Source organism: Rhizobium vallis, from assembly GCF_003985155.1.
Lineage (GTDB): Bacteria > Pseudomonadota > Alphaproteobacteria > Rhizobiales > Rhizobiaceae > Rhizobium > Rhizobium vallis.
Genome location: NZ_ML133697.1, coordinates 105,550 through 131,380, shown reverse-complemented (window position 1 = coordinate 131,380; position 25,831 = coordinate 105,550). Strand labels below are relative to the sequence as shown.

The 25,831-nt window shown below is 60.5% G+C and carries 22 protein-coding genes and 1 pseudogene; 9 read left to right on the top strand and 14 right to left on the bottom strand.

The annotated features are described in order from the left end of the window. The first annotated feature begins 46 nt into the window (after positions 1 to 46). From EFQ99_RS27705 to rpmG, 3 genes are all read left to right on the top strand, one after another. Positions 47 to 499, top strand: a complete 453-nt coding sequence (locus EFQ99_RS27705) for a DUF983 domain-containing protein (RefSeq protein ID WP_126924383.1) — start codon at positions 47 to 49, stop codon at positions 497 to 499. A gap of 258 nt (positions 500 to 757) precedes the next feature. Then, positions 758 to 1,942 carry an MFS transporter gene (locus tag EFQ99_RS27700; RefSeq protein ID WP_126924382.1) on the top strand — a complete coding sequence of 395 codons (1,185 nt, stop codon included), beginning with the start codon at positions 758 to 760 and terminating at the stop codon, positions 1,940 to 1,942. 93 nt (positions 1,943 to 2,035) lie between these two features. Beyond that, positions 2,036 to 2,203 carry a 50S ribosomal protein L33 gene (gene rpmG / locus EFQ99_RS27695; protein ID WP_003587245.1) on the top strand — a complete coding sequence of 56 codons (168 nt, stop codon included), beginning with the start codon at positions 2,036 to 2,038 and terminating at the stop codon, positions 2,201 to 2,203. 747 nt (positions 2,204 to 2,950) lie between these two features. On the opposite strand, the gene EFQ99_RS27690 is transcribed toward rpmG, so the two are convergent. Further along, complete coding sequence (locus EFQ99_RS27690; RefSeq protein ID WP_126924381.1) at positions 2,951 to 4,324, bottom strand: PleD family two-component system response regulator; 1,374 nt, start codon at positions 4,322 to 4,324, stop codon at positions 2,951 to 2,953. Between the two features lie 18 nt (positions 4,325 to 4,342). Continuing rightward, a complete protein-coding gene (locus EFQ99_RS27685; RefSeq protein WP_003547430.1) occupies positions 4,343 to 4,714 on the bottom strand; it encodes a response regulator in 372 nt (123 codons plus the stop codon). A gap of 133 nt (positions 4,715 to 4,847) precedes the next feature. On the opposite strand from EFQ99_RS27685, the gene EFQ99_RS27680 reads away from it, so the two are divergent. Then, on the top strand, positions 4,848 to 5,156 hold the full coding sequence (locus EFQ99_RS27680; RefSeq protein WP_126924380.1) for a DUF3572 domain-containing protein: 309 nt from the start codon (positions 4,848 to 4,850) through the stop codon (positions 5,154 to 5,156). Positions 5,157 to 5,158: 2 nt separating this feature from the next. Then, complete coding sequence (locus tag EFQ99_RS27675) at positions 5,159 to 5,833, top strand: hypothetical protein (protein WP_126924379.1); 675 nt, start codon at positions 5,159 to 5,161, stop codon at positions 5,831 to 5,833. Here the strand turns inward: EFQ99_RS27675 and EFQ99_RS27670 are convergent. Then, entirely contained in the window at positions 5,808 to 6,395 is a 588-nt protein-coding gene (locus EFQ99_RS27670; RefSeq protein WP_126924378.1) for a GNAT family N-acetyltransferase, read from the bottom strand. The genes EFQ99_RS27675 and EFQ99_RS27670 overlap by 26 nt on opposite strands. 76 nt (positions 6,396 to 6,471) lie before the next feature. On the opposite strand from EFQ99_RS27670, the gene EFQ99_RS27665 reads away from it, so the two are divergent. Together EFQ99_RS27665 and EFQ99_RS27660 are read left to right on the top strand one after the other, a co-directional pair. Then, a complete protein-coding gene (locus EFQ99_RS27665; RefSeq protein ID WP_126924377.1) occupies positions 6,472 to 7,764 on the top strand; it encodes a DNA polymerase IV in 1,293 nt (430 codons plus the stop codon). A 92-nt stretch (positions 7,765 to 7,856) separates the two neighbouring features. Beyond that, positions 7,857 to 9,113: a L,D-transpeptidase family protein gene (locus EFQ99_RS27660; RefSeq protein ID WP_126924376.1), complete on the top strand. Its 1,257-nt coding sequence runs from the start codon at positions 7,857 to 7,859 to the stop codon at positions 9,111 to 9,113. A gap of 19 nt (positions 9,114 to 9,132) precedes the next feature. Here EFQ99_RS27660 and dnaE read toward each other — a convergent pair whose 3' ends face one another. Continuing rightward, positions 9,133 to 12,630: a DNA polymerase III subunit alpha gene (gene dnaE, locus EFQ99_RS27655; RefSeq protein ID WP_126924375.1), complete on the bottom strand. Its 3,498-nt coding sequence runs from the start codon at positions 12,628 to 12,630 to the stop codon at positions 9,133 to 9,135. 512 nt (positions 12,631 to 13,142) lie between these two features. Between dnaE and EFQ99_RS27650 the strand changes: the two genes are divergently transcribed. Further along, the gene (locus EFQ99_RS27650; RefSeq protein ID WP_126924374.1) at positions 13,143 to 13,607 is read left to right on the top strand and encodes a DUF5680 domain-containing protein; all 465 of its coding nucleotides are present in this window, start codon (positions 13,143 to 13,145) and stop codon (positions 13,605 to 13,607) included. 72 nt (positions 13,608 to 13,679) lie between these two features. Here the strand turns inward: EFQ99_RS27650 and EFQ99_RS27645 are convergent, their stop codons facing one another. Genes EFQ99_RS27645 through proS form a run of 3 tightly spaced genes read right to left on the bottom strand, consistent with a single transcriptional unit; the run spans position 13,680 to position 17,020 of the window. Then, a complete protein-coding gene (locus tag EFQ99_RS27645; protein WP_126924373.1) occupies positions 13,680 to 14,363 on the bottom strand; it encodes an ABC transporter ATP-binding protein in 684 nt (227 codons plus the stop codon). A 14-nt stretch (positions 14,364 to 14,377) separates the two neighbouring features. Continuing rightward, a complete protein-coding gene (locus EFQ99_RS27640) occupies positions 14,378 to 15,682 on the bottom strand; it encodes a lipoprotein-releasing ABC transporter permease subunit (RefSeq protein WP_126924372.1) in 1,305 nt (434 codons plus the stop codon). A gap of 15 nt (positions 15,683 to 15,697) precedes the next feature. Continuing rightward, positions 15,698 to 17,020 (bottom strand): proline--tRNA ligase, encoded by a 1,323-nt coding sequence (gene proS / locus EFQ99_RS27635; protein ID WP_126924371.1) that lies wholly within the window; start codon positions 17,018 to 17,020, stop codon positions 15,698 to 15,700. On the opposite strand from proS, the gene EFQ99_RS35170 reads away from it, so the two are divergent. Continuing rightward, a complete protein-coding gene (locus tag EFQ99_RS35170) occupies positions 17,019 to 17,294 on the top strand; it encodes a hypothetical protein (protein ID WP_164736449.1) in 276 nt (91 codons plus the stop codon). The genes proS and EFQ99_RS35170 overlap by 2 nt on opposite strands. A gap of 315 nt (positions 17,295 to 17,609) precedes the next feature. Here EFQ99_RS35170 and EFQ99_RS27630 read toward each other — a convergent pair whose 3' ends face one another. The 7 genes and pseudogenes from EFQ99_RS27630 to nuoL form a co-directional block, all read right to left on the bottom strand. Continuing rightward, positions 17,610 to 17,885: a DUF1467 family protein gene (locus tag EFQ99_RS27630; RefSeq protein ID WP_126924441.1), complete on the bottom strand. Its 276-nt coding sequence runs from the start codon at positions 17,883 to 17,885 to the stop codon at positions 17,610 to 17,612. Between the two features lie 115 nt (positions 17,886 to 18,000). Further along, entirely contained in the window at positions 18,001 to 18,405 is a 405-nt protein-coding gene (gene mce / locus EFQ99_RS27625; protein ID WP_126924370.1) for a methylmalonyl-CoA epimerase, read from the bottom strand. 2 nt (positions 18,406 to 18,407) lie between these two features. Beyond that, complete coding sequence (locus tag EFQ99_RS27620; protein WP_126924369.1) at positions 18,408 to 20,078, bottom strand: ribonuclease J; 1,671 nt, start codon at positions 20,076 to 20,078, stop codon at positions 18,408 to 18,410. Positions 20,079 to 20,095: 17 nt separating this feature from the next. After that, positions 20,096 to 20,860, bottom strand: coding sequence for a biotin--[acetyl-CoA-carboxylase] ligase (locus EFQ99_RS27615; protein WP_126924368.1), 765 nt, complete (start codon positions 20,858 to 20,860; stop codon positions 20,096 to 20,098). Positions 20,861 to 20,876: 16 nt separating this feature from the next. Continuing rightward, a pseudogene (gene nuoN / locus EFQ99_RS27610) lies at positions 20,877 to 22,301 on the bottom strand (NADH-quinone oxidoreductase subunit NuoN); the annotation flags it as partial. 18 nt (positions 22,302 to 22,319) lie between these two features. Further along, complete coding sequence (locus tag EFQ99_RS27605) at positions 22,320 to 23,831, bottom strand: NADH-quinone oxidoreductase subunit M (RefSeq protein ID WP_126924367.1); 1,512 nt, start codon at positions 23,829 to 23,831, stop codon at positions 22,320 to 22,322. Beyond that, positions 23,831 to 25,831, bottom strand: a complete 2,001-nt coding sequence (nuoL, locus tag EFQ99_RS27600) for an NADH-quinone oxidoreductase subunit L (protein ID WP_126924366.1) — start codon at positions 25,829 to 25,831, stop codon at positions 23,831 to 23,833. Before nuoL ends, EFQ99_RS27605 begins: the two co-directional genes overlap by 1 nt.

The window sequence follows — 25,831 nt, the reverse complement described above, 5'->3', positions numbered from 1 at the left end:
GATTGAGGGAACGATGCAATACTCCGGTCCGAAAGAGGAAGATGCGATGAGCACACCGACCGATCCGGTCGTCCGCTATGGGGACACGCCCGAGGTCGAGCGTCCGATTGGGCGCTCCATCATGCGCGGACTGATGAACCGCTGCCCGGCCTGCGGCAACGGTAAGCTCTTTCGCGCTTTCCTGAAGCCGGTCGATCATTGCGCGGCCTGCGGCGAGGCGATGCATCACCAACGCTCGGACGACCTCCCGCCCTATATCGTCATTCTCGTCCTCGGCCACGTCGTGGTCGGCGGTTATATGCTGACCGACATGACCTTCGTGCTGCCGGTCTGGGTCCATCTTGCCATCTGGGCGCCGGTTACGGTCATCACCGCGCTGGCTTCGATCCAGCCGATCAAGGGCGGAGTTATCGGTCTGCAGTGGGCGCTACGCATGCATGGATTCGGCGGAGAGAGCGACAGTCCCGACGATTACGACCTTCCTCGTCGGCCGGATTGAGCGCCTTCACCTTCCAGACATATTTAACGTGTAGTGCCAGCCCTCCACCGATCACCACCGACACGCGCGGGAGTCGACCATCTTCAACGGCTTGACATGGTAAGCTTTTCTTGTCCGAACAGGCTTTACATTCCGCGGATGGTCACGCACATCGGAAATACTGCGAAACGCTGCTCGTCACCTGGATTTGGCACGCCTGTGTCTTTCTGTGTGATGCGGCCGGCCGATTCGCTCGCGCAGCTTTCTAAGGATTGATAAATGTCTCAGCCGAGAAACGGCACACCGGGCGATGTCGAGGAAATCCATTGGCCTTCTCTGGTGGCAGCCATCTCGTCCATTTCAGCCGTCGGCATAGCAATCGGCCTTGGACTGCCCCTCCTCAGCATCATCCTGGAAAAACGCGGCATCTCGTCCACCCTGATTGGGCTCAACACGGCGATGGCCGGGATCGCGGCGATGGCCGCGGCACCCGTCACCACCAAGCTCGCCCATAAATACGGCGTGGCGCCGACAATGCTCTGGGCCGTGCTGATTTCGGCACTGAGCGCGCTTGGCTTCTACTACGCCCAGGACTTCTGGATGTGGTTTCCGCTGCGTTTCGCCTTCCATGGCGCGACGACGACGCTGTTCATCCTCTCGGAATTCTGGATCAACGCCGCCTCGCCGCCCTCCAAGCGCGGCTTCGTGCTCGGCATCTACGCGACGGTGCTTTCCCTCGGCTTTGCGGCAGGACCCCTGCTCTTTTCGCTGCTCGGCAGTGACGGCATCTTTCCCTTCCTGATCGGCGCCGCCGCCATCCTGCTTGCGGCCATTCCGATCTTCATCGCCCGTGACGAAAGCCCGACACTCGAGGAAAAACCGGAGCTGCATTTCATGCGCTACGTCTTCCTGGTGCCGACGGCGACGGCCGCTGTCTTCATCTTCGGCGCGGTCGAGGCAGGCGGGCTGTCGCTTTTTCCGATCTTTGCCGTGCGTGCGCATTTCACCGAATCGCAGGCGGCACTGCTGCTCACCATGATGGGCGTCGGCAATGTCATCTTCCAGATCCCGCTCGGCCTGCTCTCCGACCGTATCCGCGACAAGCGGCCGCTTCTCGCCGGCATGGCGCTGATGGGCTTTGTCGGATCGATGATGTTGCCGGTGCTGGTCAACAACTGGCTGCTGATGGCCGGTATCCTGCTTTTCTGGGGCGGCTGCGTCTCCGGCCTCTATACGGTCGGCCTCAGCCATCTCGGCTCGCGGCTGACAGGCTCCGACCTTGCGGCGGCCAATGCCGCCTTCGTCTTCTGTTATGCGATGGGAACGGTCGCAGGGCCGCAGGTGATCGGAGCGGCGATCGACGTCGCCGGCAACAACGGTTTTGCCTGGGCGATCGCCGCTTTCTTCGGCCTCTATGCCCTACTTTCGGGTATCAGGCTGATGTTCATTCGAAAACGGGCTTGACTTTTCGGGCTGGATTCGTAGTTTCGCGCCAGAATTTGCCGTGGAGCCTCATCCGGCTTCCACGGCTTTCATTTTCTTAAAGGCAGGACGACCATGGCCAAGGCTACAACAATCAAGATCAAGCTGCTGTCGACAGCCGACACCGGTTTCTTCTACGTCACGACGAAGAACAGCCGTACGATGACGGACAAGATGACGAAGACGAAGTACGACCCGATTGCAAAGAAGCACGTCGAGTTCAAGGAAACCAAGATCAAGTAATCACTTGGTCTCCGGGATTTCGAAAAAGCGCGCGCCCTCGGGTTGCGCGTTTTTTGTTGTCCGGATTGGATCGTCGTTGAAGATGATAGCGCAAACAGAAAAACGCCGCCCTTCCATCTTCGGGAAGTGGCGGCGTTTTCTTAAAAGGGGGTCGGCCAGCATGCAAAACGGCACGAGGAACCGTTATAGCTTGCCTACTAGCCGACCGACCCCACGACCCAGGAGATGCGGCGGACCTGAGCATCATGGGGTATCGACAACTCCTCTCGGGAGCGCTTCTCTTATGAGCCGATAATTTGCGCAAAAATGAAAGAAAATCAACAAATTCTTAATGGTGATTTTTCCGAGCTTGATTCTATGGTTAAAAGTCCAATTTTGGGACATACAAAGATTTAGCGGCTTTGCTTAGGCTTGAAACTCAATGCATGAACCGCTGAAGAAATTCGACAATATAACCTAATAACTTACGCCTCCCCTTCCCCTACGTCAGGTGACGACGGCGCACTCTATTTGCACCCTGTTGGCGCCAGGCTTTTTTATAGTCTCCATTTCGACCCTGGCGACGACCTAACGTCTTCGAGACTGTCGAATGTCGGCACATTCCCAGCAATGCGGGAAGACCATTTTTGGGCTATTAAGCTGCGAAATTTTCACCGTGCGTAGCGCAAGCGGGCATTAAAAATCGGTAATAATTTACTTACCGCAGTGGAAAACTCTGATGTCGCGCCTCTGGCGGCGAATGATTCGTCAGGCCGCCGCGGCGACCACACGGTTGCGGCCCGTATTTTTGGCTTCGTAGAGAGCCAGATCCGCCTGCTTCATCAACTGGTCGGGGGTCAGGACCGAGGTAATACGCGAGGCGATGCCGAAGGAAGCGGTGACGCTCAGTGCCTGACCGGAATGCTTCAACGCGAAAGAAGTGCTTTCGACCGCCGTGCGCAGGCGTTCGGCAACTGCGGCGGCAACCTCCGGCGACGTGTCGGGCATCACGACGACGAATTCCTCTCCGCCATAACGGCAAGCGAGATCGGCACCGCGGATGGTCGAACGGACTCGGTTTGCGAATTCCCGCAGCACCTCGTCGCCGCCGTCATGGCCGTAAGTGTCGTTCACCTGCTTGAAGCGGTCGATATCGGTGATCAGCACCGAAAGCGGCCGGCCGCGGGCCATCGAGCGGTTGAAGAGCACGTTCAGGTGATTGTCGAGATAGCGCCTGTTGTAGAGACCGGTGAGCGGATCGGTCACCGCAAGCTCGATCGTCTGCTTGACGCTGTTGCGCAGGCGGTCGTTGTAGCGCTTGCGGCGGATCTGCGTCAGGCTGCGGGCAACCAGCTCGTTGGGATCGACCGGACGGACGATGTAGTCGTTGACACCGAGGTCGAGCGCGCGGACGACCATCTCGTCGGCACCTTGCTCGGTGATGATCAGGATTGGCAGGAAACGCGTGCGCTCGAGCGAGCGCAGTTGCGAGCACAGGCGAAGCGGATCGTAATCGTCGAAGTTGGCGTTGACGATGACGAGGTCGAATGCGCTCTCGGCGGCCTCGAAGAGAGCGGCCTGCGGATCGGAAAGGCCAAGCACGTCGGCGACCGGCTTCAGCGCCCTGATAATGCGCTCCTGCGAATTGGCGCGGCCATCGACGAGCAGGACCTGGCCGGTCTCGTCGGCGCGGCCCTCGCCTGCCCGCGTGAGGTGGTCCATGCCCATCGTATGGGCGGTGTCGGCGCGGATGCGCAGCTCGTCGCTCAACGTCTTCAGCCGCAGCAGGCTCTTCACCCGCGAAATCAGCTGCAGATCATTGACGGGCTTGGTCAGGAAGTCGTCGGCGCCGGCCTTCAGGCCGCGCACGCGATCGGCCGGCTGGTCGAGCGCGGTGACCATGACGACGGGAATATGGGCGGTCTTCTGGCTGGCCTTCAACCGCTCGCAGACCTCGAAACCGTCTATGCCGGGCATCATGATGTCGAGCAGGACCAGATCGACCTGGTTCCGCTCACAGATTGCCAGCGCCTCGTAGCCGTCGGCTGCGGTCATCACGTCGAAATATTCCGCAAGCAGCCGCGCCTCGAGCAGCTTCACGTTGGCCGGGATATCGTCAACCACCAGTATTCGCGCAGTCATAAGCGTCTTTCCGATGCGTCAGGCATCGCCCAGATAGGTTTTGATCGTCTCGATGAATTTCGGAACCGAAATCGGCTTGGAAACATAGGCTTCGCAGCCGCCCTGACGAATGCGCTCCTCGTCGCCCTTCATCGCGAAGGCGGTGACGGCGATGACCGGAATCACATGCAGCTCGTCGTCTTCCTTCAGCCATTTTGTGACTTCGAGACCGGAGACCTCGGGAAGCTGAATATCCATGAGGATGAGATCGGGGCGATGTTTGCGCGCCAGATCGAGCGCCTCCATGCCGTTTCTCGTCTGGATCGTGGTATAGCCTGACGCCTCGATGAGGTCGCGAAAGAGCTTCATGTTGAGCTCGTTATCTTCTACAATCATCACCTGTTTGGGCATTGCAAGCTGTCCCTACGTCCGTTCGCGCAGCGGTTCGTCCCATGAGAAAGGCACATGCGGACAAAAAGCTCCGTAAAACCGATAGCGCACGCTAGCGGTATTTGGTTGAAGAAAAGGTAACTTACCCGTCGAAATGCAAAGCAACTTCAAGACTTCTAAACAAGCAGCGGCCGACCCACACGAAACGGCGATCGCCGTGCTCGGCTGGCTTGCCGACGATCCCGAAATGTTCGGCCGTTTCCTCGCGCTCACCGGCGTAGCGCCCGCCCAGGTGCGCAGCGCCGTCAATGATCCCGGTTTTCTCGCCGGCATGATGGATTTCCTGATGAACCACGAACCGACCGCAATGGCCTTCTGCACTGCGAGCGGCATCAGCCCCGAGACGGTGACCGCCGCCTGGCGGCATTTCTCCTCGCCCGGCCTCGATTCCGGAGAATATTGACGGTGACGTCCTGCGAATTCGACATTTCGCACATCCGCCTCGGCGAACGGCCGCTGATCGTCTGCGATGTCGACGACGTCGTGTTGCAGTTCATCGGCCCCTTCCAGCTTTTCCTTCAAAGCCAGGGGCATGAATTTCTGCCGCGCTCGTTCCGGCTTCACGGCAACATCGTCTCGAAGGCGGACGGGGCTGCGATCGCGGACCAACAGGTCAGCCGGCTGATCGACGAATTCTTCGAGGCGCAAGAGCAGTGGCAGATACCGCTCGACCGCGTCGTTGAAACGCTCGGCCGGCTTTCGGACGAGGCGGATGTCCTTTTCCTGACCGCCATGCAGCCGCGGTTCCAGGACCAGCGCCGCCGCCTGCTCGACAGGATGGGCCTGCTCTTTCCTTTGCTTGCCACCGAGCAGCCCAAGGGGCCAATCGTCCACGCCTTGCATGCCAGCCGCTCCCTTCCTGTCGTCTTCATCGATGATATGGCGCGCAACCTGCATTCTGTCAGGGATCATGTCGCCGATTGCCTGCTCATTCACCTGATGCCGAACTCGCCCGTCCATCGTTTTGCTCCGGCAGCGGCCGACGACATCACCCGCGCCACCGACTGGGCGCATGCGGCCGAGCTTATCGAGTCACATTTCCTTTCCGGCACGTTCAGTCGCGCAGTTCCAGCCGCATGAGCGGACGGCCGTCCTTGCGCCTTGCCACAGTTTCGAAACCGGCCGCATCGAAAATCGCCGTCGACCCGATGCAAAGTGTGACGGATTTCGACTGCTTGACGTGATCGATGGGACAGGCTTCGAGGAGCCGCGCTCCCTCTCGCCGCGCGTGGTCGATCGCGCCGGCAAGCAGGCGATGGCTCATCCCCTTGCCGCGCAGTCTAGGCAGCAGAAAAAAGCAGCTGACGGCCCAGATCGATGAATCATGCGCATCGCCCTCCTCCAGCGGTCGCGAGACGGTGCGCGGCGAATTGAACTGCGGCACGTCATGGCGCGGCCCGACCTGTACCCAGGCGACCGGCGCACCCTCGGCATAACAGAGGATGCCCGGCGGCGGCCCCGTCTCGATCCGCTCCCGCATATGCGCCTTGCGCTCCTCAGCCGCCATCCCAGTCCTCACCGCATGCGGCAGGCGCAGCGCGACGCACCAGCAATTGTAGAAAGCACCCTGCGGACCGAACAGGATTTCGAAGTCGCCCCAGCGTTCCGGCACCACCGGCTCGAAACGAAGTTCGTTATCCAAAGGCAAAGCTCCCACGCTCTCTTGTGACTCGGAAGCTTAAAGCGTAACCTCGCAGCGTTCAATCTTTGTTCTCATCATGACGCCCGCGCCCGACAAGACACCCGGCTTCTGTCGCGACTGCCTTGCCGAGCAGAAGGGCGAGGCGCGCCGCTGCATTTCGTGCGGCAGCCCGCGGCTCGTGCGCCATCGCGAACTCTACGGCTTGACGCTTGCGCATATCGATTGCGATGCCTTCTACGCGGCCGTCGAAAAACGCGACAATCCGGAGCTTGCCGATAAACCCGTCATCATCGGCGGCGGCACACGCGGCGTGGTTTCCACCGCCTGCTATATCGCCCGCATCCACGGCGTGCGTTCGGCCATGCCGATGTTCAAGGCGCTGGAGGCATGCCCTCAGGCGATCGTCATCCGCCCCGACATGGAGAAATATGTCCGGGTCGGGCGCCAGGTGCGGGCATTGATGCAGGATTTGACGCCGCTAGTGCAGCCGCTGTCGATCGACGAAGCCTTCCTGGAGCTCGGCGGCACCGAGAGGCTGCATCACGATCCCCCGGCGCGCACGCTCGCCAAATTCGCCCGACGCATCGAAAAGGAGATCGGCATCACCGTTTCGGTCGGGCTCTCCTATTGCAAGTTTCTCGCCAAGGTAGCCTCCGACCTGCAGAAGCCGCGGGGCTTTTCCGTTATAGGCCGCGAGGAAGCGGTCGAATTCCTGGCACCGCGTCCCGTCACCACCATCTGGGGCGTCGGCAAGGCCTTTGCGGCAGCGCTGGAGGCGGACGGCATCCGCACCATCGGCCAGTTGCAGCAGATGGAGGAGAACGACCTGATGCGTCGTTATGGCAGCATCGGCCAGCGGCTTGCCCGGCTGTCGCGCGGCATCGACGACCGCGAAGTGCATCTCAACGATGCGGCCAAGAGCGTTTCATCCGAGACGACCTTCTTCGACGACATTTCGCGTTATGACGACCTGGTGCCGATCCTGCGTAACCTCTCCGAAAAGGTCTCCTGGCGGCTGAAGAAAAACGGCATCGCCGGACAGACCGTCGTCCTGAAGATGAAGAGCGCCGACTTCAAGCTACGCACGCGCAACCGCAAGCTCGAAGACCCGACCCAGCTTGCCGACAAGATCTTCCGCATCGGGCTCGAGCTTCTCGAAAGGGAAACGGACGGCACGAAATTCCGGCTGCTCGGCATCGGCGTCACCGATCTCGGCGATGCCGCCCGCGCCGATCCGCCCGATCTCATCGATCGGCAATCGGGCCGGCGAGCGGCGGTCGAAGCGGCAATGGACAAGCTGCGCGACAAGTTCGGCAAGACGACGGTCGAGACCGGCTACACCTTCGGCAACGGCAAGCGCGATCACTAAACCGTGAGGTCAGTGCGCGATCCGGCCGATAAAATCTTCCTTAAGCTTCGTCCCATAATGTGCCGGACAAGTATTGCGTATGGTTGGGTATCATGTTCTCGCGTCTTGTCTTCGGCCTCGGCTTGCTGTCGGCCACCGCACTCGTGCACCCTGCTCTTGCCGCGGATGCGCGTATGCTGCAGATCTTCGTTTCGAAGACCAAGCAGTCGCTTGCGGTCTATGACGGCACCGAGGTCGTCGCGACCTCGAAGGTCTCGACCGGCAAGGACGGCCACACGACGCCGAGCGGCATCTTCTCGGTACTCGAAAAGCAGAAATACCACGAATCCAACCTCTATTCGGCCGCCCCGATGCCGTTCATGCAAAGGCTGACCTGGTCCGGCATCGCGTTGCACGAATCGAATTCCGTACCGCGATATCCCGCCTCGCATGGCTGCGTGCGCATGCCGGGCGCCTTCGCAAAAATGCTCTACGGAATGACCGAGACCGGCGTCTCCGTCATCATCAGCGACGGCGAACTGGTGCCGCAACCGATCGACCATCCGACGCTTTTCCACCCGGATGCGCCAGCGGTGATGCCGCTGCTTTCCGATGTCGAGCTGCGGCCCTCCATGCCCGACAGCCCGCAAAAACCGGTGCAGGTGGCGATGAACGACACCGCTGCAATGCCGATGCCTGACGTGGAGCCGGTTGCAGCACCCGAACCCGAACAACCGTCCGAGCCGATCAGCATGCTCATCACCCGCCGCACGCTGCGCGAGACGGTGATCGACATTCAGACCCTTCTCAATCAGTTGGGCTTTTCCGCCGGCGATCCAGACGGGTTGCTCGGCTCGTCGACCGTGCAGGCGATCAAGACCTTCAAGACGCTACGGCCGGCGGAATTTGCCGGCGACAGGAGCCTGGTTTCCGACACGCTCCTCAAATCTCTTTATGCGGCGGCCGGCAAGGGTGAGCCGCCGAACGGCGTCATCATGGTGCGGCAGGCCTTCAAGCCAATTTTCGAAGCGCCGGTGGCGATCGCCGATCCGGGCCTGGCACTCGGCACGCATTTCCTGACGCTGCACGCAGTCGATGGAAAGGCCGGCACCGCTGACTGGCTCGGTGTCACGCTGACGAACAATCTCTCTCGCGAGACGATGAAGCAGCTCGGTATCACCAATCAGGAAAGCTCGATCCTCATGGGCAAACCGATTGCCCGCTCCCTCAGCCGCATCGTGATCCCGGAGGAGACCCGCCGCAAGATCGACGCGCTGATCGCGCCCGGCTCGACGCTGACGATCTCCGATACCGGCCTTGGCTCGGAAACCGGCGAAGGCACGGACTTCATCACCATCACCCATGGGTGATCAAGATCACCCGGGCTGATCAGACGAGTTCGACATCCACGACGCCAGGGGCGGCGCGAAGGGCGGCGGCTATCTCCGGCGTGATGCGGTATTTCTCCGGCAGCGCCACTTCCACCTCGCGTTTGCCCTCTTCCTTGATGACGATGAAGGATACGAGGCCGTCGCCTTTGGCGTTCAAGTGGCCGGCAACCATTCGCAGCGGTCCGGAATCTCTGACATAGACGCGCAGCGCCTTCTGCATCTGCAGCGACTTTTCCTCCAGCGACTGGATCGTCTGTATACGCAGGCCGATACCTTCCGGCCGCTCTTCGCCCGTCGCGGTCAGCAGGAAGGATTTTCCCGACTCGAGCACGTCGCGATACTGGTTCAGCATCTCCGAAAACAGCACGGCTTCGAACTGGCCCGACGAATCCGAGAAGACGATGATGCCCATCTTGTTGCCGGTGCGGGTCTTGCGCTCCTGTTTCGAGATGACGGTGCCGGCAAGGCGTGCATTGGCAGCGCCCTGCTTGATGGCTTGGGAAAACTCGGCAAAGGTCTGCACGCGCATCTTCTGCAGGATGTTGTTGTAAGAATCGAGCGGGTGGGCTGTGAGATAGAAGCCCAGCACCTGGAATTCCTTGAGCAACCGCTCCGAAGCAAGCCAGGGTGAGAACGGCGGCAGGGAAATCTTCTCAGGCCCTGACGTCAGCGTGCTGCCGAAAATGTCCGACTGGCCGCTGAGCTTGTTCTCCTGGGCGCGCTGGGCATAGCCGAGAATCCGGTCGAGCCCGGCTGAAAGCTGGGCACGGTCCATAGCGAAACAATCGAAAGCGCCGGCATAGATCAGACTTTCCAGCACACGGCGGTTCACCTGGCGCGGATCGATGCGCAGACAGAAATCCTCAATGCTGGCGAAGGGCTTGTCGCCGCGCACCTCGACAATGTGGTCGACGGCGGATTCACCGACACCCTTGAGAGCTGCAAGCGCGTAATAGATGCGGTTGTCGCCGGTCTCGAACTGGCGGAAGGACGTCTGGACGGAGGGGGCGATGACCTCGATGCCGAGACGTTTGGCGTCCTGGCGGAAGTCGTTGACCTTTTCCGTATTCGACATATCCAGCGTCATCGAGGCGGCGAGGAACTCGACCGGGAAATGCGCCTTCATGTAGGCTGTCTGGTAGGAAACGATGGCGTAGGCGGCCGCGTGCGACTTGTTGAAGCCGTAGTTCGCGAACTTTGCGAGCAGTTCGAAGATGTTATCTGCCTGCGGCTTCGACACCCCGTTCTTGACCGCACCGACAACGAAACGTTCCCGCTGCTGGTCCATTTCGGCCTTGATCTTCTTACCCATGGCGCGGCGCAGAAGATCGGCTTCCCCGAGCGAATAGCCGGACAGAACCTGGGCGATCTGCATCACCTGTTCCTGGTAGACGATTACGCCCTGGGTTTCCTTAAGGAGATGGTCGATCATCGGATGGATCGATTCCAGCTCTTCATCGCCGTGTTTGCGGGCATTGTAGGTCGGGATGTTTTCCATCGGACCCGGACGATAGAGGGCAACCAGCGCGATGATGTCCTCGATGCAGTCCGGCTTCATGCCGATCAGCGCCTTGCGCATGCCGGCACTTTCAACCTGGAACACGCCGACGGTCTCGCCGCGCGAAAGCATCTCGTAGGTCTTCTTGTCGTCGAGCGGGATCTTGGCGAGGTCGACCTCGATGCCGCGCTTCTTGCAGAAGTCGACGGCGACCTTGAGCACGGTCAGCGTCTTCAGGCCAAGGAAGTCGAATTTGACGAGACCGGCCTGCTCCACCCATTTCATGTTGAACTGCGTGACCGGCATATCGGAACGCGGATCGCGATACATCGGCACCAGCTTGGAGAGCGGCCGGTCGCCGATGACGATGCCGGCGGCATGTGTCGAAGCGTGGCGATAAAGCCCCTCGATCTTCTGGGCGATATCGAGCAGGCGCGCGACCACCGGCTCCTTCGCGGCCTCCTCCTGCAGCTTCGGCTCCTCCTCGATCGCCTTGGAAAGCGGTGTCGGGTTTGCCGGATTGTTCGGCACGAGCTTGCAGATCTTGTCGACCTGGCCATAGGGCATTTCCAGCACGCGGCCGACGTCGCGCAGGGCGGCGCGGGCCTGCAGCGAACCGAAGGTGATGATCTGCGCCACTTGCTCGCGGCCATATTTGGCCTGGACGTAGCGGATCACCTCTTCGCGGCGGTCCTGGCAGAAGTCGATGTCGAAGTCCGGCATCGACACGCGTTCCGGGTTGAGGAAGCGCTCGAAAAGCAGAGAGAAGCGCAGCGGATCGACGTCGGTGATCGTCAGTGCGTAGGCGACCAGCGAGCCGGCGCCCGAACCGCGGCCCGGACCAACCGGGATATCATGCTGCTTGGCCCATTTGATGAAGTCGGCAACGATGAGGAAGTATCCCGGAAAGCGCATGCGCTCGATGACGCTGAGCTCGAAATCGAGCCGCTCGCGATAGTCCTTTTCGTCGTAGCCCGGCGACATGCCGAGTGTCGAAAGCCGCATGTCCAGGCCTTCGACCGCCTGTCGGCGCAGCTCGCTCGCTTCGGCGCGTTCGGCCTCTTCGGCATCGTCGGTCGCGCCGGTGAAGCGCGGCAGGATCGGCTTTCGCGTCTTGAGCACGAAGGAGCAACGCCTGGCGATCTCGATCGTACTATCCAGCGCCTCCGGCAGGTCGGCGAAGAGCTTGGCCATCTCGGCCCGGCTTTTCAGGTAGTGATCCGGGGTCAGGCGAAAACGGCTGTCGTCGGAGACGATGGCGTTGTGGGCAACCGCCATCAGCGCATCATGGGCATCGTAATCGTCGCGCGTCGGGAAGAAGGCTTCGTTGGTCGCAACCAGCGGCAGGTCGTGGGTATAGGCGAGCCCGACAATCTTCTGCTCGTGCCGTTTGTCGTAGGTGCCGTGCCGCTGCAGCTCGACATAAAGCCGATCGCCGAAGAGAGACTTCAGCTTGAGCAGTCGGTTCTCCGCCTGAGCGGAATGGCCTTCCTTGATCGCCATATCCACGGGGCCGGTCAGGGCGCCGGTCAATGCAATCAGCCCTTCCGTACCCGCCTCCTGCAGCCAGGAAGCGCGAACATGGATCGCCTGGTTGCTTTCACCGCCGAGATAGGCGCGGCTGACGAGATCGACCAGCCGTTCGTAACCGGCTTCCGTCGCGGCAAGAAGAACGATCGACGGCAGCTTGATCAGCGCCTGCTGGCCGCCGCGCTTTTCCGTTTCCAACCCATCTTCCATATCGATGGAAACCTGGCAGCCGATAATCGGCTGCAGGCCGTCGTCCATCGCCTTCTGGGAAAATTCCAGCGCGATGAACAGATTGTTGGTGTCGGTGATCGCGATCGCCGGCTGGCTGTCGCCGGTCGCTTTGTAGAGGATCTTCTTCAGCGGCAGGGCGCCCTCAAGAAGCGAATAGGCGGAATGGACCCTCAGGTGGACGAAGCCTGGCGTGCCGCCAATAGCCTCACCCGTTGAACCCTTTGCCGTATCCGCCATGCCATGCCTTCCCAATCACCCGAATGAATCGGACGCATTGTCGGCATAGAGGGCGATGATGTCCAGAAGAAGTCCCACGTCCCAACCGCATGAATGCCATGCGATCCCCTGAAAACTTTAGATCGCCATGACGATCAGCGAGAAGCTGGCAACGAACATTGCGATGGAGGTGAATGCTGCGATATCACGGATCATGTCAGTCATTTGGCTCTCCTTTACTCGTTATGTTTCTAATTTGTTCCATCTATGTTCGCATGTCAACAGGAATCTTTTCCTCGTAGCTTGCGTTTGAAAATCTTGTTCGCGACGCGCCGAATCGCCGCCGTCTCGATGCCGTCTTTGAGCACGCGGCCCCAACGGGCTCGGCCTTCAGACCCAAACGGATCGCCGCAGATCGTCCGGCAGCCGAGGCAATTCCCACGGACGATTGAGCGAATTTCGCCCGTTTTGTTCTATTTATGTTCCGCTCACCCTGCTACGTTGGTGCCAGATGAGTCAGGAGGAAGACGATAATGCTCGATACGTTGATGCTGAACGAATTTATCGTGGAGGCCAAGGCCGCGACCTATGTCGGCGGCGGTGTGCCGCGCCTGCCCTGTCGGCCGGGCGCTCACGATATCGGGTACGATCGCGGCGACTGGCGGTATCTCGACAGCTATTTCGGCGGCACCGATTTTTCCGGCCAGGAGGTGGTTTGGCTTGCCGGCGAACCCGTCTGGGCGATGAATTATTTCGGCTGCGTCGTCGCGCCTGATCTCATCAACGGCAGTGGAGCCGGAACGGTGATCAAGGCGGCGCTTTCAGCAATGTATCGCGAAGGCCGATTTCTTGGCGGAATGGAATTCGAACATTCATTCGGCCGCTATGTCGATCGCAGTGAAGGCCGCTGCGAGCGGTTCAGCGGCAGCGAATGCATCATGGTCGACGGCCGGAAGGCCTATGTGCTTGATTATCGCGGCGGGCTGATCATTCCCTGATCGCTGGTTTAAATCTTTGATTTGTGCATGTCGTTACCCCAAAAGCCGCCGCACACTTTGGGGCGACATGCACTAGAAATCGACGATCTTGCCGTCGGAGATCGTCACGCGCCGATCCATACGGCGGGCAAGCTCGTGATTGTGAGTGGCGATGAGGGCGGCAAGGCCGGATTGACGCACCAGCGCTTCCAGCGCGTCGAAGACGTAGCTTGCCGTTTCCGGGTCGAGATTGCCTGTGGGCTCGTCGGCAAGAAGCAGGGCCGGCGCATTGGCGACGGCCCGGGCGATCGCGACGCGTTGCTGTTCGCCACCGGAAAGCTCGGCCGGGCGATGCGAGCCGCGATGGCCGATGCGCATGTAATCGAGGAGCTGACCGGCCCGCTCGCCGGCTTCCTTCCAAGACAGTCCGGCAATCAGCTGCGGCATCATGATATTCTCAAGCGCGGAAAATTCCGGCAAGAGGTGGTGGAATTGATAAACGAAGCCGATCTCGCTGCGGCGGATGGCTGTGCGCTTCTCATCGGGAAGGCCGTCGCAGGCATTGCCGTTGATGGTGACTTCGCCGCCATCCGGATGCTCCAGCAGACCAGCGACATGCAGCAGCGTCGACTTGCCGGTGCCGGAGGGCGCCACGAGAGCGACGATCTCGCCTTTCGACAGCGAGAAATCCGCGCCTTTCAGGATCGTCAGCAGTGTATCGCCCTGCCCGTAATGGCGCTCGACGCCGGTAAGCTTAAGAACGACGTTGCGTTTCATGAATGCGGCATTCCTTATTCGTAGCGCAGAGCCTGCACCGGATCGAGCCTGGAGGCGCGCCAGGCGGGGAAAATAGTCGCGATGAAGGAGAGGCTAAGCGCCATGATGACAACCGAGATCGTTTCGCTGATATCCATCTCCGCCGGCAACTGGCTGAGGAAATAGACCTGTGGATTGAAGATCACGGTGCCTGAGATCCAGGAGAAGAATTGGCGGATGGACTCGATGTTGACACAGACGAGAACGCCGAGCAGCACACCGGCAACGGTGCCGACAATTCCGATGGCCGCCCCCGTCATGAAGAAGATGCGCATGATCGCGCCGGCGCTGGCGCCCATGGTGCGCAGGATGGCGATATCGCTGCCCTTGTCCTTCACCAGCATGATGAGGCCGGAGATGATATTCAACGCGGCCACGAGCACGATCAGCGTCAGGATCATGAACATGACGTTGCGCTCGACCTGCAGGGCGGAGAAGAAGGTCTGGTTGCGCTGTTGCCAGTCGGTAATTGATATCTGCCGTCCGGCCGCCCCCTCGACCTTGGGCCTGAGATTCTTGATGTCGTCGGGGTTGTCGACGAAGAGCTCGATCGACTGCACCAGTCCCTCTGCATTGAAATAGAGCTGCGCCTCCTCGAGCGGCATGAAGATGATCGAGGAGTCGTATTCCGACATGCCGATCTCGAAGAGGCCGGAGATCTTGTAGGACTTGACGCGTGGGCTGACGCCCATCGGCGTGATATCGCCATCCGGCGACGTCAGTGTAATCAGGTCGCCGACGCGCAGACCAAGCTGGTCGGCCATGCGGGTGCCGATCAGCACGCCCTGGCCGGAGGCATAGCCTACCATGTCGCCGGACTTGATGTTTTGCGAGATCGTCTTGAGTTTTGTCAGATCTTCGGCGCGGGCGCCGCGAACCAGGGCGCCCGTGCTGCCGCCGGCCTGGGCGGAGGCAAGCACCTGGCCTTCCACCAAAGGCAGCGCCATCTTGACGCCGGGCACGCCCGCGAGCCTGCTGGCGAGTTCGGGATAATCGGTGAAGGGGCCATCGACCGGCTGCACGATCATGTGGCCGTTAATGCCGAGGATGCGTGAGACGAGCTCAGTGCGGAAGCCGTTCATGACGGCCATGACGATGATCAGCGTCGCAACGCCCAGCATGATGCCGACGAAGGAGAAGCCGGCGATCACCGATATGAAGGCCTCCTTGCGGCGGGCGCGCAGATAGCGCCACGCCACGAGGCGTTCGAAGGTGGAAAATGGCCTGCCAGCCGGACCCAAGCCGGATTTGGAACTCCGGTCCACTGCTGCCTCTGCCATTTCGCCTCCGTTTCCTTAAGCCACGAACCGATTGATCGCCGCTTCGATGGTCATCGTTTCGCGGGCGCCGGTCTTGCGGTCCTTCACCTCGACTTCGCCGTTTGCGACCGCGCGCGGCCCGGCGATGATCTGGACAGGTACGCCGATCAGGTCGGCGGTCGCGAACTTCGTGCCGGCCCGGTCGTCGGTATCGTCGTAGAGCACATCCTTGCCAGCCTTGGTCAGCGCGGCATAGATCAGCTCGCAAGTATCGTCGCAGGCCTGATCGCCCGCCTTCATGTTGATCACAACGATATCGAAGGGCGCGACGGATGCCGGCCAGATGATTCCGTTGTCGTCATGCGATGCTTCGATGATGGCGGGAACAAGGCGTGTCGGGCCGATACCGTAAGAACCCATGTGAACGAAGTGTTCCTTGCCATCAGGCCCCTGCACTTTCGCACCCATCGGCTCGGAATATTTCGTGCCGAAATAGAAGATATGGCCGACCTCGATGCCGCGCGCCGAAAGGCGGTCGCTTTCGGGAACGGCGTTGAAGGCCGCTTCGTCGTGCATTTCCGAGGTCGCAGCATAGAGCGACGTCCATTTGTCGAAGATCGCCTTCAGGCCCTCGACGCTGTCGAAATCAGTGTTTTCACCGGGGATATCGAAACCGACGAAGTCCTTGTGGCAGAAGACCTCGGATTCGCCAGTATCGGCGAGGATGATGAATTCATGGCTGAGGTTGCCGCCGATCGGGCCGGTGTCGGCGCGCATCGGGATGGCGCGCAGGCCGAGCCGATCGAATGTTCTGAGGTAGGCGGCGAACATCTTGTTATAGGAATGCTCCGCCCCTTCGCGCGTCAGATCGAAGGAATAGGCGTCCTTCATCATGAACTCGCGCGAGCGCATGGTGCCGAAACGCGGACGGATCTCGTCACGGAACTTCAGCTGGATGTGATAGAGATTGAGCGGCAGATCCTTATAGGATTTGACGGACGAGCGGAAAATGTCCGTCACCATCTCCTCGTTTGTCGGACCGTAGAGCATCGGCCGATCCTGGCGGTCCTTGATGCGCAGCATTTCCTTGCCATAGGCGTCGTAGCGACCGCTTTCCTGCCAGAGCTCGGCCGATTGCAGGGTCGGCATCGAAAGCTCGATGGCGCCGGCGCGGTTCTGCTCATCGCGGATAATGTTGTTGACCTTATCCAGCACCTTCTTACCTAACGGCAGCCAGGAATAGATGCCCTGCGACTGCTGACGGATCATGCCGGCGCGCAGCATCAGCCGGTGGGAGACGATTTCCGCCTCCTTAGGGTTTTCCTTGAGGATGGGCATGAAAAAGCGGGACAGACGCATGGCGGATTCCGAGCAGTTGAGATCCCGCGGAGAAACGGAATCGAAGACAATTGTTAATGTCGGGAGCGTTCATAGCCGCTTCGCGGCAGGAAGGAAACCCGCAACGGACGTTGGCAACCTCCCCAAAGCGCATGTTCGCACCCGCAAAATGAAAGGGTGTGAAAAAGCGCGTGTTTATAAGGACTTGAACGAAAATCTTGTCAATAGAAAAATTTTGCTAGGGTGTAGCAAAAATGCAAAAAAAGGTAATGACAAAGCCCAATGTTTGAGCTAGCTTTAGCTTACAAAACAGGCAGGGAAGTTAATTCCTGCCAAATTCGCGGTCAAGTCTTGGGAGGATCAGATCTTAGGCGCGCTCGTCGCTGCCCCGGCAACGGTTACAGATCACGCGATACTTAAAACAAGGCTTTTAGCCTTGTTTTTTTTTGGTTTTTCGGCTTCCACCCCATTCAAAAGAACCGGTGCCTTCCGTAAGGAGATGGCCCCCGTTCCGTTACGCAAGCTCTTTGCCGTAAAAGCATGACGTTAGTATGACGGAATCCGGCATGCCGAATTTACATCTGCTCAAAGTTTGAGCAAAAGCTACTTCTTAATAGAAGCTCGGACCGAGTTGTGGAAGAGCATCGAAGCCCCAACCGAAATAGGTGTCGGAGACGTACCAGAGGCCGTAGATCGCAGCCGAAATCAGCGTCGTCAGCGAAAAGACGAAAGCGGCGCGAAACCGGGTGGGCGCACTCGGAACGGTGCCGAGCACGACGTCATTATCCTCGGCCTGGGTGCGCAGGCCGATCGGCAGGACCGCGAAAAGCGTCATCCACCAGATAATGAAATAGACGGCAAATCCCTGGAGAAAAAGCTGGAGCATCATGTTTCCCGTTAATGCCGCATCGGCACTTGCGCGTCCTTATACGGCGGAATGGCGGACAACTCAAAGCGGACAGCAGGTTTAGCCCCTTTTGGGTCACTCTGCCGCAGCCCGTTCAGGCCTGCTCGAGTTCAATCAGCGTTCCGAAGAAATCCTTGGGGTGCAAAAAGAGCACCGGCTTTCCATGGGCACCGGTCTTCGGCTGGCCGTCGCCGAGCACTCTCGCGCCCGCCTCGAGCAGCCGGTCGCGGGCGAGAAGGATATCATCCACCTCGTAACAGATATGGTGCATGCCCCCGGACGGGTTCTTTTCGAGGAAGGCTGCGATCGGGGAGATATCACCGAGCGGTTGCAGCAATTCGACCTTGATGTTCGGCAATTCGACGAAGACGACAGTGACGCCGTGTTCCGGCAGAGCCTGCGGCTGCGATACCGCAGCACCCAGCGTGTCGCGATAGGCTGCCGTCGCCACGGCCAGATCGGGAACGGCAATGGCGATATGGTTCACCCGGCCGAGCATGGTCAGACCTTGGTAACGAAGGCGGTGACGACAGGCTTCTTGCCCCAGGCATGGTTCGCGGCCGCGCGGACGGCGCGGCGCACGGCCTCCTGCAGCATATCGATGTCCTTGCGGCGGGCGCGCGGAATGCTCTCGATGGCGCCGACGGCCGCATCGAAGAGCGTGTCTTCCATCTCCTCGCCCTCGTCGTCATAGACCGGCAGGCCGATCGAGACGAGATCGGGATCGCCGATGATTTCATAGCGGGCGTCGAGCACGACGCTGACCGCGACATGGCCGACATAGGAGAGCTTCTTGCGTTCGCCGATACCCATCTCGTCGAAATCGCCGATCAGCGTGCCGTCCTTATAAATGCGGCCATGCGGCGCCTCGCCGATCACCTCGGCGGGGCCTGGCGCCAGCCGCAGGATATCGCCGTTGCGCACGCGCGGCACCAGGGCGATGCCGGATTGCTCGGCAAGTTCCTTATGCGCCGTCAGATGCGTCGCCTCGCCATGCACCGGCACGACGATCTTCGGCCGCGTCCATTCGTACATCCGCTGCAACTCGTTGCGCCTGGGATGGCCGGAAACATGGACCAGCGCCTCGGTGTCCGTGATGATGTGCACACCCTGCTCGACGAGACCGTTCTTGATATCCTGGATCGCCTTCTCGTTGCCGGGAATGGCGCGCGAGGAAAAGACGACGATATCGCCGGCGGCGAAGGCCACATTGCGCATCTCGTCGCGGGAGAGCTTGGCAAGGGCTGCCCGGGACTCGCCCTGGCTGCCGGTCAGGATGACGACGACCTTGTCGCGCGGGATATAGCCGTATTCCTCCTCGGAGATGAAGGGCTTCACGCCTTCCATCAGGCCGATATCCTGGGCAACGTCGACGACGCGCTTCAGCGAGCTGCCGAGCAGCAGGACTTCACGGCCGGCCGCCTCGGCCGCTTCGGCGACGGTACGGATGCGCCCGACATTCGACGAGAAGGTGGTGATCGCCACCCGGCCCTCGGCATTTTCGATGATCTTGCGCAGACTTTCCGACACATCCTTCTCGGAGGGCGAAACACCGTCGCGCAGCGCATTGGTGGAGTCGCACATCAGCGCCAGCACCCCCTCGTCGCCGAGCTGACGGAACCGTGTCTCGTCGGTCAGCGGCCCGAGCGATGGCTCGTGGTCGATCTTCCAGTCGCCGGTATGGATGACATTGCCGACCGGCGTGCGGATCATCAGTGACATCGGCTCGGGGATCGAATGGTTGACGGCCACACCTTCGATGCTGAAAGGGCCGACATTGATCGTGTCGCCTGCCTTGAACGGCGTCACCGGCACTTCACCGATCGTCGCCTTCTCGAAATTGCGCTTGGCTTCGAGCAGACCTGATGTAAAGCCGGAGGCGTAGACCGGTACGTTGAGGCCGGGCCAGAGATCAGCGAGAGCCCCATAGTGGTCTTCATGCGCATGGGTGATGATGATCGCCTTGAGGTTCTTGCGCTCGCTGGCGAGGAAGCGGATATCGGGCAGTACGAGGTCGACGCCCGGCAGGTCGGGTCCCGGAAAGGTGACGCCGCAATCGACCATGATCCACTGGCGATGCTCGGGCGGGCCGTAGCCATAAAGGGCGAGATTCATACCGATCTCGCCAACGCCGCCCAGAGGCAAGAATACCAGTTCGTCCTGTTTCGCCATAATTTTCGTTTTTTCCGCTATCCAAAAAACACATCGCCGGCAGCAATGGACATCATCCTGCCAGCGCCGGTATCGAGCATCAACAAGCCATTATCATCAATCCCGGCGAATTGTCCGGAAATCGACCGGTCCGGTAAATTGACCGTGATCTTTTCACCGATGCCGCAAGCGATCGCGCGCCAACGCGCGGTGATCTCGCTGACACCGCGGCCCTGATCCCAAATATCAAGCACATCGGCCATCGCGGCGAAGAGATGAGCGAAGAGCTCCTCCGGCGAGGCTGCACCCCCCTGCTGACGCAGACAGGTGACGGGGTAAAGGGGATTGTCCGGCATCACCGAGACATTGATGCCGATGCCGACGATCAGCGCATAACGCCCGTCCGGCAGGCCTTCGCCTTCAACGAGGATGCCACAGGTCTTCTTTCTGCCGATGAGGATATCGTTCGGCCATTTGACCTCGAGCGGCTCGGCACCCGGCGGTAACACCCTGCGGATTGCCTGGTGCACGGCGATGGCGACCGCCAGCGGCAGCGAGCCCAGGCGCTCCATTGGCGCCGGGTCGATCAGGAGAAGGGAGGCGTAGAGATTGCCGGGTTCGGAAACCCAAAGCCTACCGCGGCGACCGCGGCCGCCGGTCTGCCTTTCAGCGGTCACCCAGAGGTTGCCGCCATCCCCCGCCCGAGCCCGGGCGAGGCATTCACTATTGGTGGACGATGTTTCCGACAGAGCCTCGTGCCTGAAATCGCCCAGCGATATCCGGCGCCGTCCGTCGGAAGCCATCAAAAGAGCGTCGCTCGAGCTCGGCCGCGCCGCCGATCGGCCCGCCGATGAGGACATAGGCGGTCACGAAGAGACCGGAGAGGCCGAAGACCAGGCGCAGCGCGCCGGAGACCCGCGCGAATTCGCCGGTCGCTTCATCGAACCACATCAGCTTGATGACGCGCAGATAATAGTAGGCGCCGACGACCGAGGCGAGAACGCCGATGATGGCGAGCGCATAGAGCTTGGCTTCGATGGCGGCGACGAAGACGAAGTACTTGGCGAAGAAGCCGGCAAGCGGCGGGATGCCGGCGAGCGAGAACATCAGCGCCGTCAGCACCACGGCCATGAACGGGTTGGTCGTGAAAAGGCCGGCGAGATCGTTGACCTCCTCGACGACGGTACCATCCTTGCGGCGCATCGACATGATGATCGCAAAGGTGCCAAGCGTCATGACCATATAGATGACCATGTAAAGCATGACGCCGGTAACGCCGGTCTGGTTGCCGGCGGCAAGGCCGACCAGCGCATAACCCATGTGGCCGATCGAGGAATAGGCCATCAGTCGCTTGATGTTCTTCTGGCCGATCGCGGCAAACGAGCCGAGCAGCATCGAAGCGATCGAGATGAAGACGACGACCTGCTGCCAGTCCGCCAGAACCGGGTGGAAGGCGGTGATGACGATGCGGGTCATCATCGCCATGGCCGCCACCTTGGGGGCTGCAGCGAGGAAAGCGGTGACCGGCGTCGGCGCACCTTCATAAACATCCGGCGTCCACATGTGGAAGGGAACGGCCGAGATCTTGAAGGCGATGCCGGCGAGGATGAACACAAGACCGAAGACGAGGCCGAGCGAACGCGCGCCTTCGACCGTCAGCGCCTGGGCGATCTCGGAGAAGTGGGTGTGGCCGGTAAAGCCATAGACCAGCGACATGCCATAGAGCAGCATGCCGGAAGACAGCGCGCCGAGAACGAAATATTTGAGGCCGGCTTCGGTCGATTTCAGGCTGTCGCGATTGATCGCGGCGACGACATAGAGCGCCAGCGACTGCAGCTCCAGCGCGAGATAGAGCGAAATCAGGTCGTTGGCCGAGATCATCAGCAGGATGCCGAGGGTCGCGAGCACCAGGAGAACCGGGAATTCGAACTTGTCGAGCTGGTTTTCCCTGCCGTGGCCGATCGTCATGAACAGGGCGACCAGCGAACCGGTGAGCGCGACCAGCTTCATGAAGCGCGAGAAGCCGTCGGCCATGTAGACGCCGCCATAGGCAAGGCCTTCGGCGGGCACGAAGAGCAGCCACAGGCCGGCGGCCAGGAAGAGGACGATGGCGAGGCCGGTGACGACGGGGCCTGACCGTTCACCGGAGAAGACGCCGACCATCAACAGGACAAGGGCGCCGACCGCGAGGATGAGCTCCGGCACGGAAAGATGCAGACTGAGGAGAATGGTTTCAGCGGTCATGTCCGATAAGTCCCGTCATCAATTCATAGACAGCGCAATATTCTGCGCTGCGTGCACGGCGGCCGTGTAGTTATTGACCAGCAGATCCACCGAGGCGGCCGTCGCATCGAAGACCGGAGCGGGGTAAACGCCGAAGAAGATAGTCAGTGCAACCAGCGGATAGAGGATCAGCTGCTCGCGTGGCGAAAGATCGAGCAGCGCCTTCAGCTTTTCCTTCTCCAGTGCACCGAAGATCACCCGGCGATAAAGCCAGAGCGCGTAGGCGGCCGAGAGAATGACGCCGGTGGCGGCAAAGAGCGCGACCCAGGTATTGACCCGGAAGACGCCTATCAGCGTCAGGAATTCGCCGATGAAGCCCGACGTGCCGGGAAGCCCGACATTGGCCATGGTGAAGACCATCATCGCGACGGCATATTTCGGCATGTTGTTGACGAGACCGCCATAGGCATTGATCTCGCGGGTGTGGGTGCGGTCGTAGACGACGCCGACGCAGAGGAAGAGCGCGCCGGAGACGATGCCGTGCGACAGCATCTGGAAGATCGAGCCCTGAACGCCCTGCACGTTGGCGGCAAAGATGCCCATGGTCACGTAGCCCATGTGCGCCACCGAGGAATAGGCGATCAGTTTCTTGATGTCGTCCTGCATCATCGCCACCAGAGAGGTATAGATGATGGCGATGACCGACAGGGCGAAAACGAGCGGCGCGAAATAATCGGACGCGACCGGGAACATGCCGAGCGAGAAACGGATGAGACCGTAACCGCCGAGCTTCAAGAGCACGCCGGCCAGGATCACCGAGCCTGCCGTCGGCGCCTGAACGTGGGCATCCGGAAGCCAGGTATGGACCGGCCACATTGGCATCTTCACCGCGAAGGAGGCGAAGAAGGCCAACCATAACCAGGTCTGCAGTGCCGGCGGGAACTTGTAGGCGAGCAGCGCGGTGATATCCGTCGTGCCTGCCTGCCAGTACATTGCCATGATAGCGAGCAGCATCAGCACCGAGCCGAGCAGCGTGTAGAGGAAGAACTTGTAGCTCGCGTAGACGCGGTCCTTGCCGCCCCAGACGCCGATGATCAGGAACATCGGGATGAGGCCCGCCTCGAAGAAGACGTAGAAGAGCACGATATCAAGCGAGACGAAGACGCCGATCATCATCGTTTCCAGGATGAGGAAGGCGATCATGTATTCCTTCAGGCGCTTCTCGATCGAGAGCCAACTCGCCAGCACGCAGAAGGGCATAAGGAAGGTCGACAGGATGACGAACAGCATCGAGATGCCGTCGACGCCGACATGGTAGCCGATGCCGGTACCGAGCCAGTCATGCTTTTCGAGCATCTGGAAGCCGGGATTGGCATTGTCGAAGCCGATCCAGATGACGAGCGAGACGATGAAGGTGAAGACGGTGGTGATCAGCGAGATCCACAGTACGTTCTTCCGTCCGGCTTCGCTTTCGCCGTTCATCAGCAACAGGAGCACGACGCCGGCCAGCGGCAAGAAGGTGACCGTTGAAAGAATAGGCCAATCGGTCATCAGAAGGAACTCCCGAGCATCATCCAGGTAACAAGCGCCGCGATGCCGATCAGCATGGCGAAGGCGTAGTGATAGAGGTAACCGGTCTGCAGGCGGACCACGCGATCGGTGACGGCGACAACGCGGGCGGCGACGCCGTTCGGGCCGTAGGTATCGATGACGCCGACATCACCCTTCTTCCACAGGAAGCGGCCGAGGGCCCTTGCGGTGCGGACGAAAAGGAAGTCGTAGAGCTCGTCAAAGTACCACTTGTTCAGCAGGAACTGGTAGAGCACGCGGTGCTGCTGCGCGAGGATGCGCGGCGTCTGCGGCGAGCGGATATACATATACCAGGCGATGACGAAGCCGAGCAGCATGGCGATGAAGGGGCTCAAGCCCACGAGCGCCGGAACGTGATGGAACTGTTCAACGAGTTCGTTCTCGGCGCCGGTGAAGAGTGCGCCCTTCCAGAACTCGGCATATTCCTCGCCGTAGAAGCGGCCTTCAAAAATCACGCCCGCAAGCACCGCGCCGATCGCAAGGAGGTAGAGCGGTACCAGCATGACCTGCGGCGACTCGTGCACGTGGTGCATGACCTCGTGCGAAGCACGCGGCTTGCCGAAGAAGGTCATGAAGATCAGGCGCCAGGAATAGAAGCTTGTGAACAGAGCCGCGATGACCAGGAGCGAGAAGGCGAAGCCCGAGACCGGCGAATGCGAAGCATAAGTCGCCTCGATGATCACGTCCTTGGAGAAGAAGCCGGCAAAGCCGATCGGCGTAAAGGGAATGCCGACGCCGGTGATTGCCAGCGTGCCGATGATCATGAGAACACCGGTAACTTTGATGTGCGGATAGAGGCCGCCCATGTAGCGCATGTCCTGCTCGCCATCGACGGCATGGATGACCGAACCGGCGCAGAGGAAGAGCAGCGCCTTGAAGAAGGCATGCGTGAAGAGATGGAAGATCGCCGCGCCATAGGCCCCCACCCCGAGCGCCACGAACATGTAGCCGAGCTGCGAGCAGGTTGAATAGGCGATGACGCGCTTGATGTCGTTTTGCACGAGACCGACGGTCGCCGCAAAGAAGGCGGTGATCGCGCCGATCACGGTGACGACGACGAGCGCATCCGGCGACAGTTCGAAGAGCGGCGACATGCGGGCGACGAGGAAGACGCCGGCGGTGACCATGGTCGCGGCATGAATGAGGGCCGAGACCGGGGTCGGGCCTTCCATGGCGTCCGGCAGCCAGGTGTGCAGCAGGAACTGTGCCGACTTGCCCATCGCGCCCATGAAGAGCAGCAGGCAGATGCCGGTCAGCGCATGCGCCTTGTCAAGCTGCATGCCGAAGAGGTTGAGGATCACCTCGCCCGCCTCGCCGCCGCCTTCATGCGGAGCGAAGTTCGAAGCATTGGCGAAGATCGTGTCGAGATTGATCGAGCCGAACAGCACGAAGACGCCGGCAATGCCGAGCACGAAGCCGAAGTCGCCGACACGGTTGACGATGAAGGCCTTCATCGCCGCAGCGCTCGCCGACGGCTTCTTGAACCAGAAGCCGATCAAGAGATAGGAGGCGAGACCGACGCCTTCCCAGCCGAAGAACATCTGGGCAAGATTGTCCGAGGTCACCAGCATCAGCATGGCGAAGGTGAAAAGCGAGAGATAGGCGAAGAAACGCGGGCGGTGCGAATCGGTGTGCATGTAGCCGATCGAATAGACATGCACCAGCGTCGAGACCGTATTGACGACGATCAGCATGACCGAAGTCAGCGTATCCACGCGCAGCGACCAGGAGGCGTCGATACCGCCGGACTGGATCCAGCGCAGTACCTCGACCTTGATTGGGCCGCCTTCGGCATGGCCCATGCCAACGGTGAAGAAGACGAACCAGGAGAGGATCGCCGCGATGATCATCAGGCCGCTGGTGACATATTCCGAAGCCTTGGCGCCGATCGCACGGCCGAAAAGGCCGGCGATGATCGCGCCGATCAAGGGAAGAAAGACGATAGCCTTATAGAGGAACAT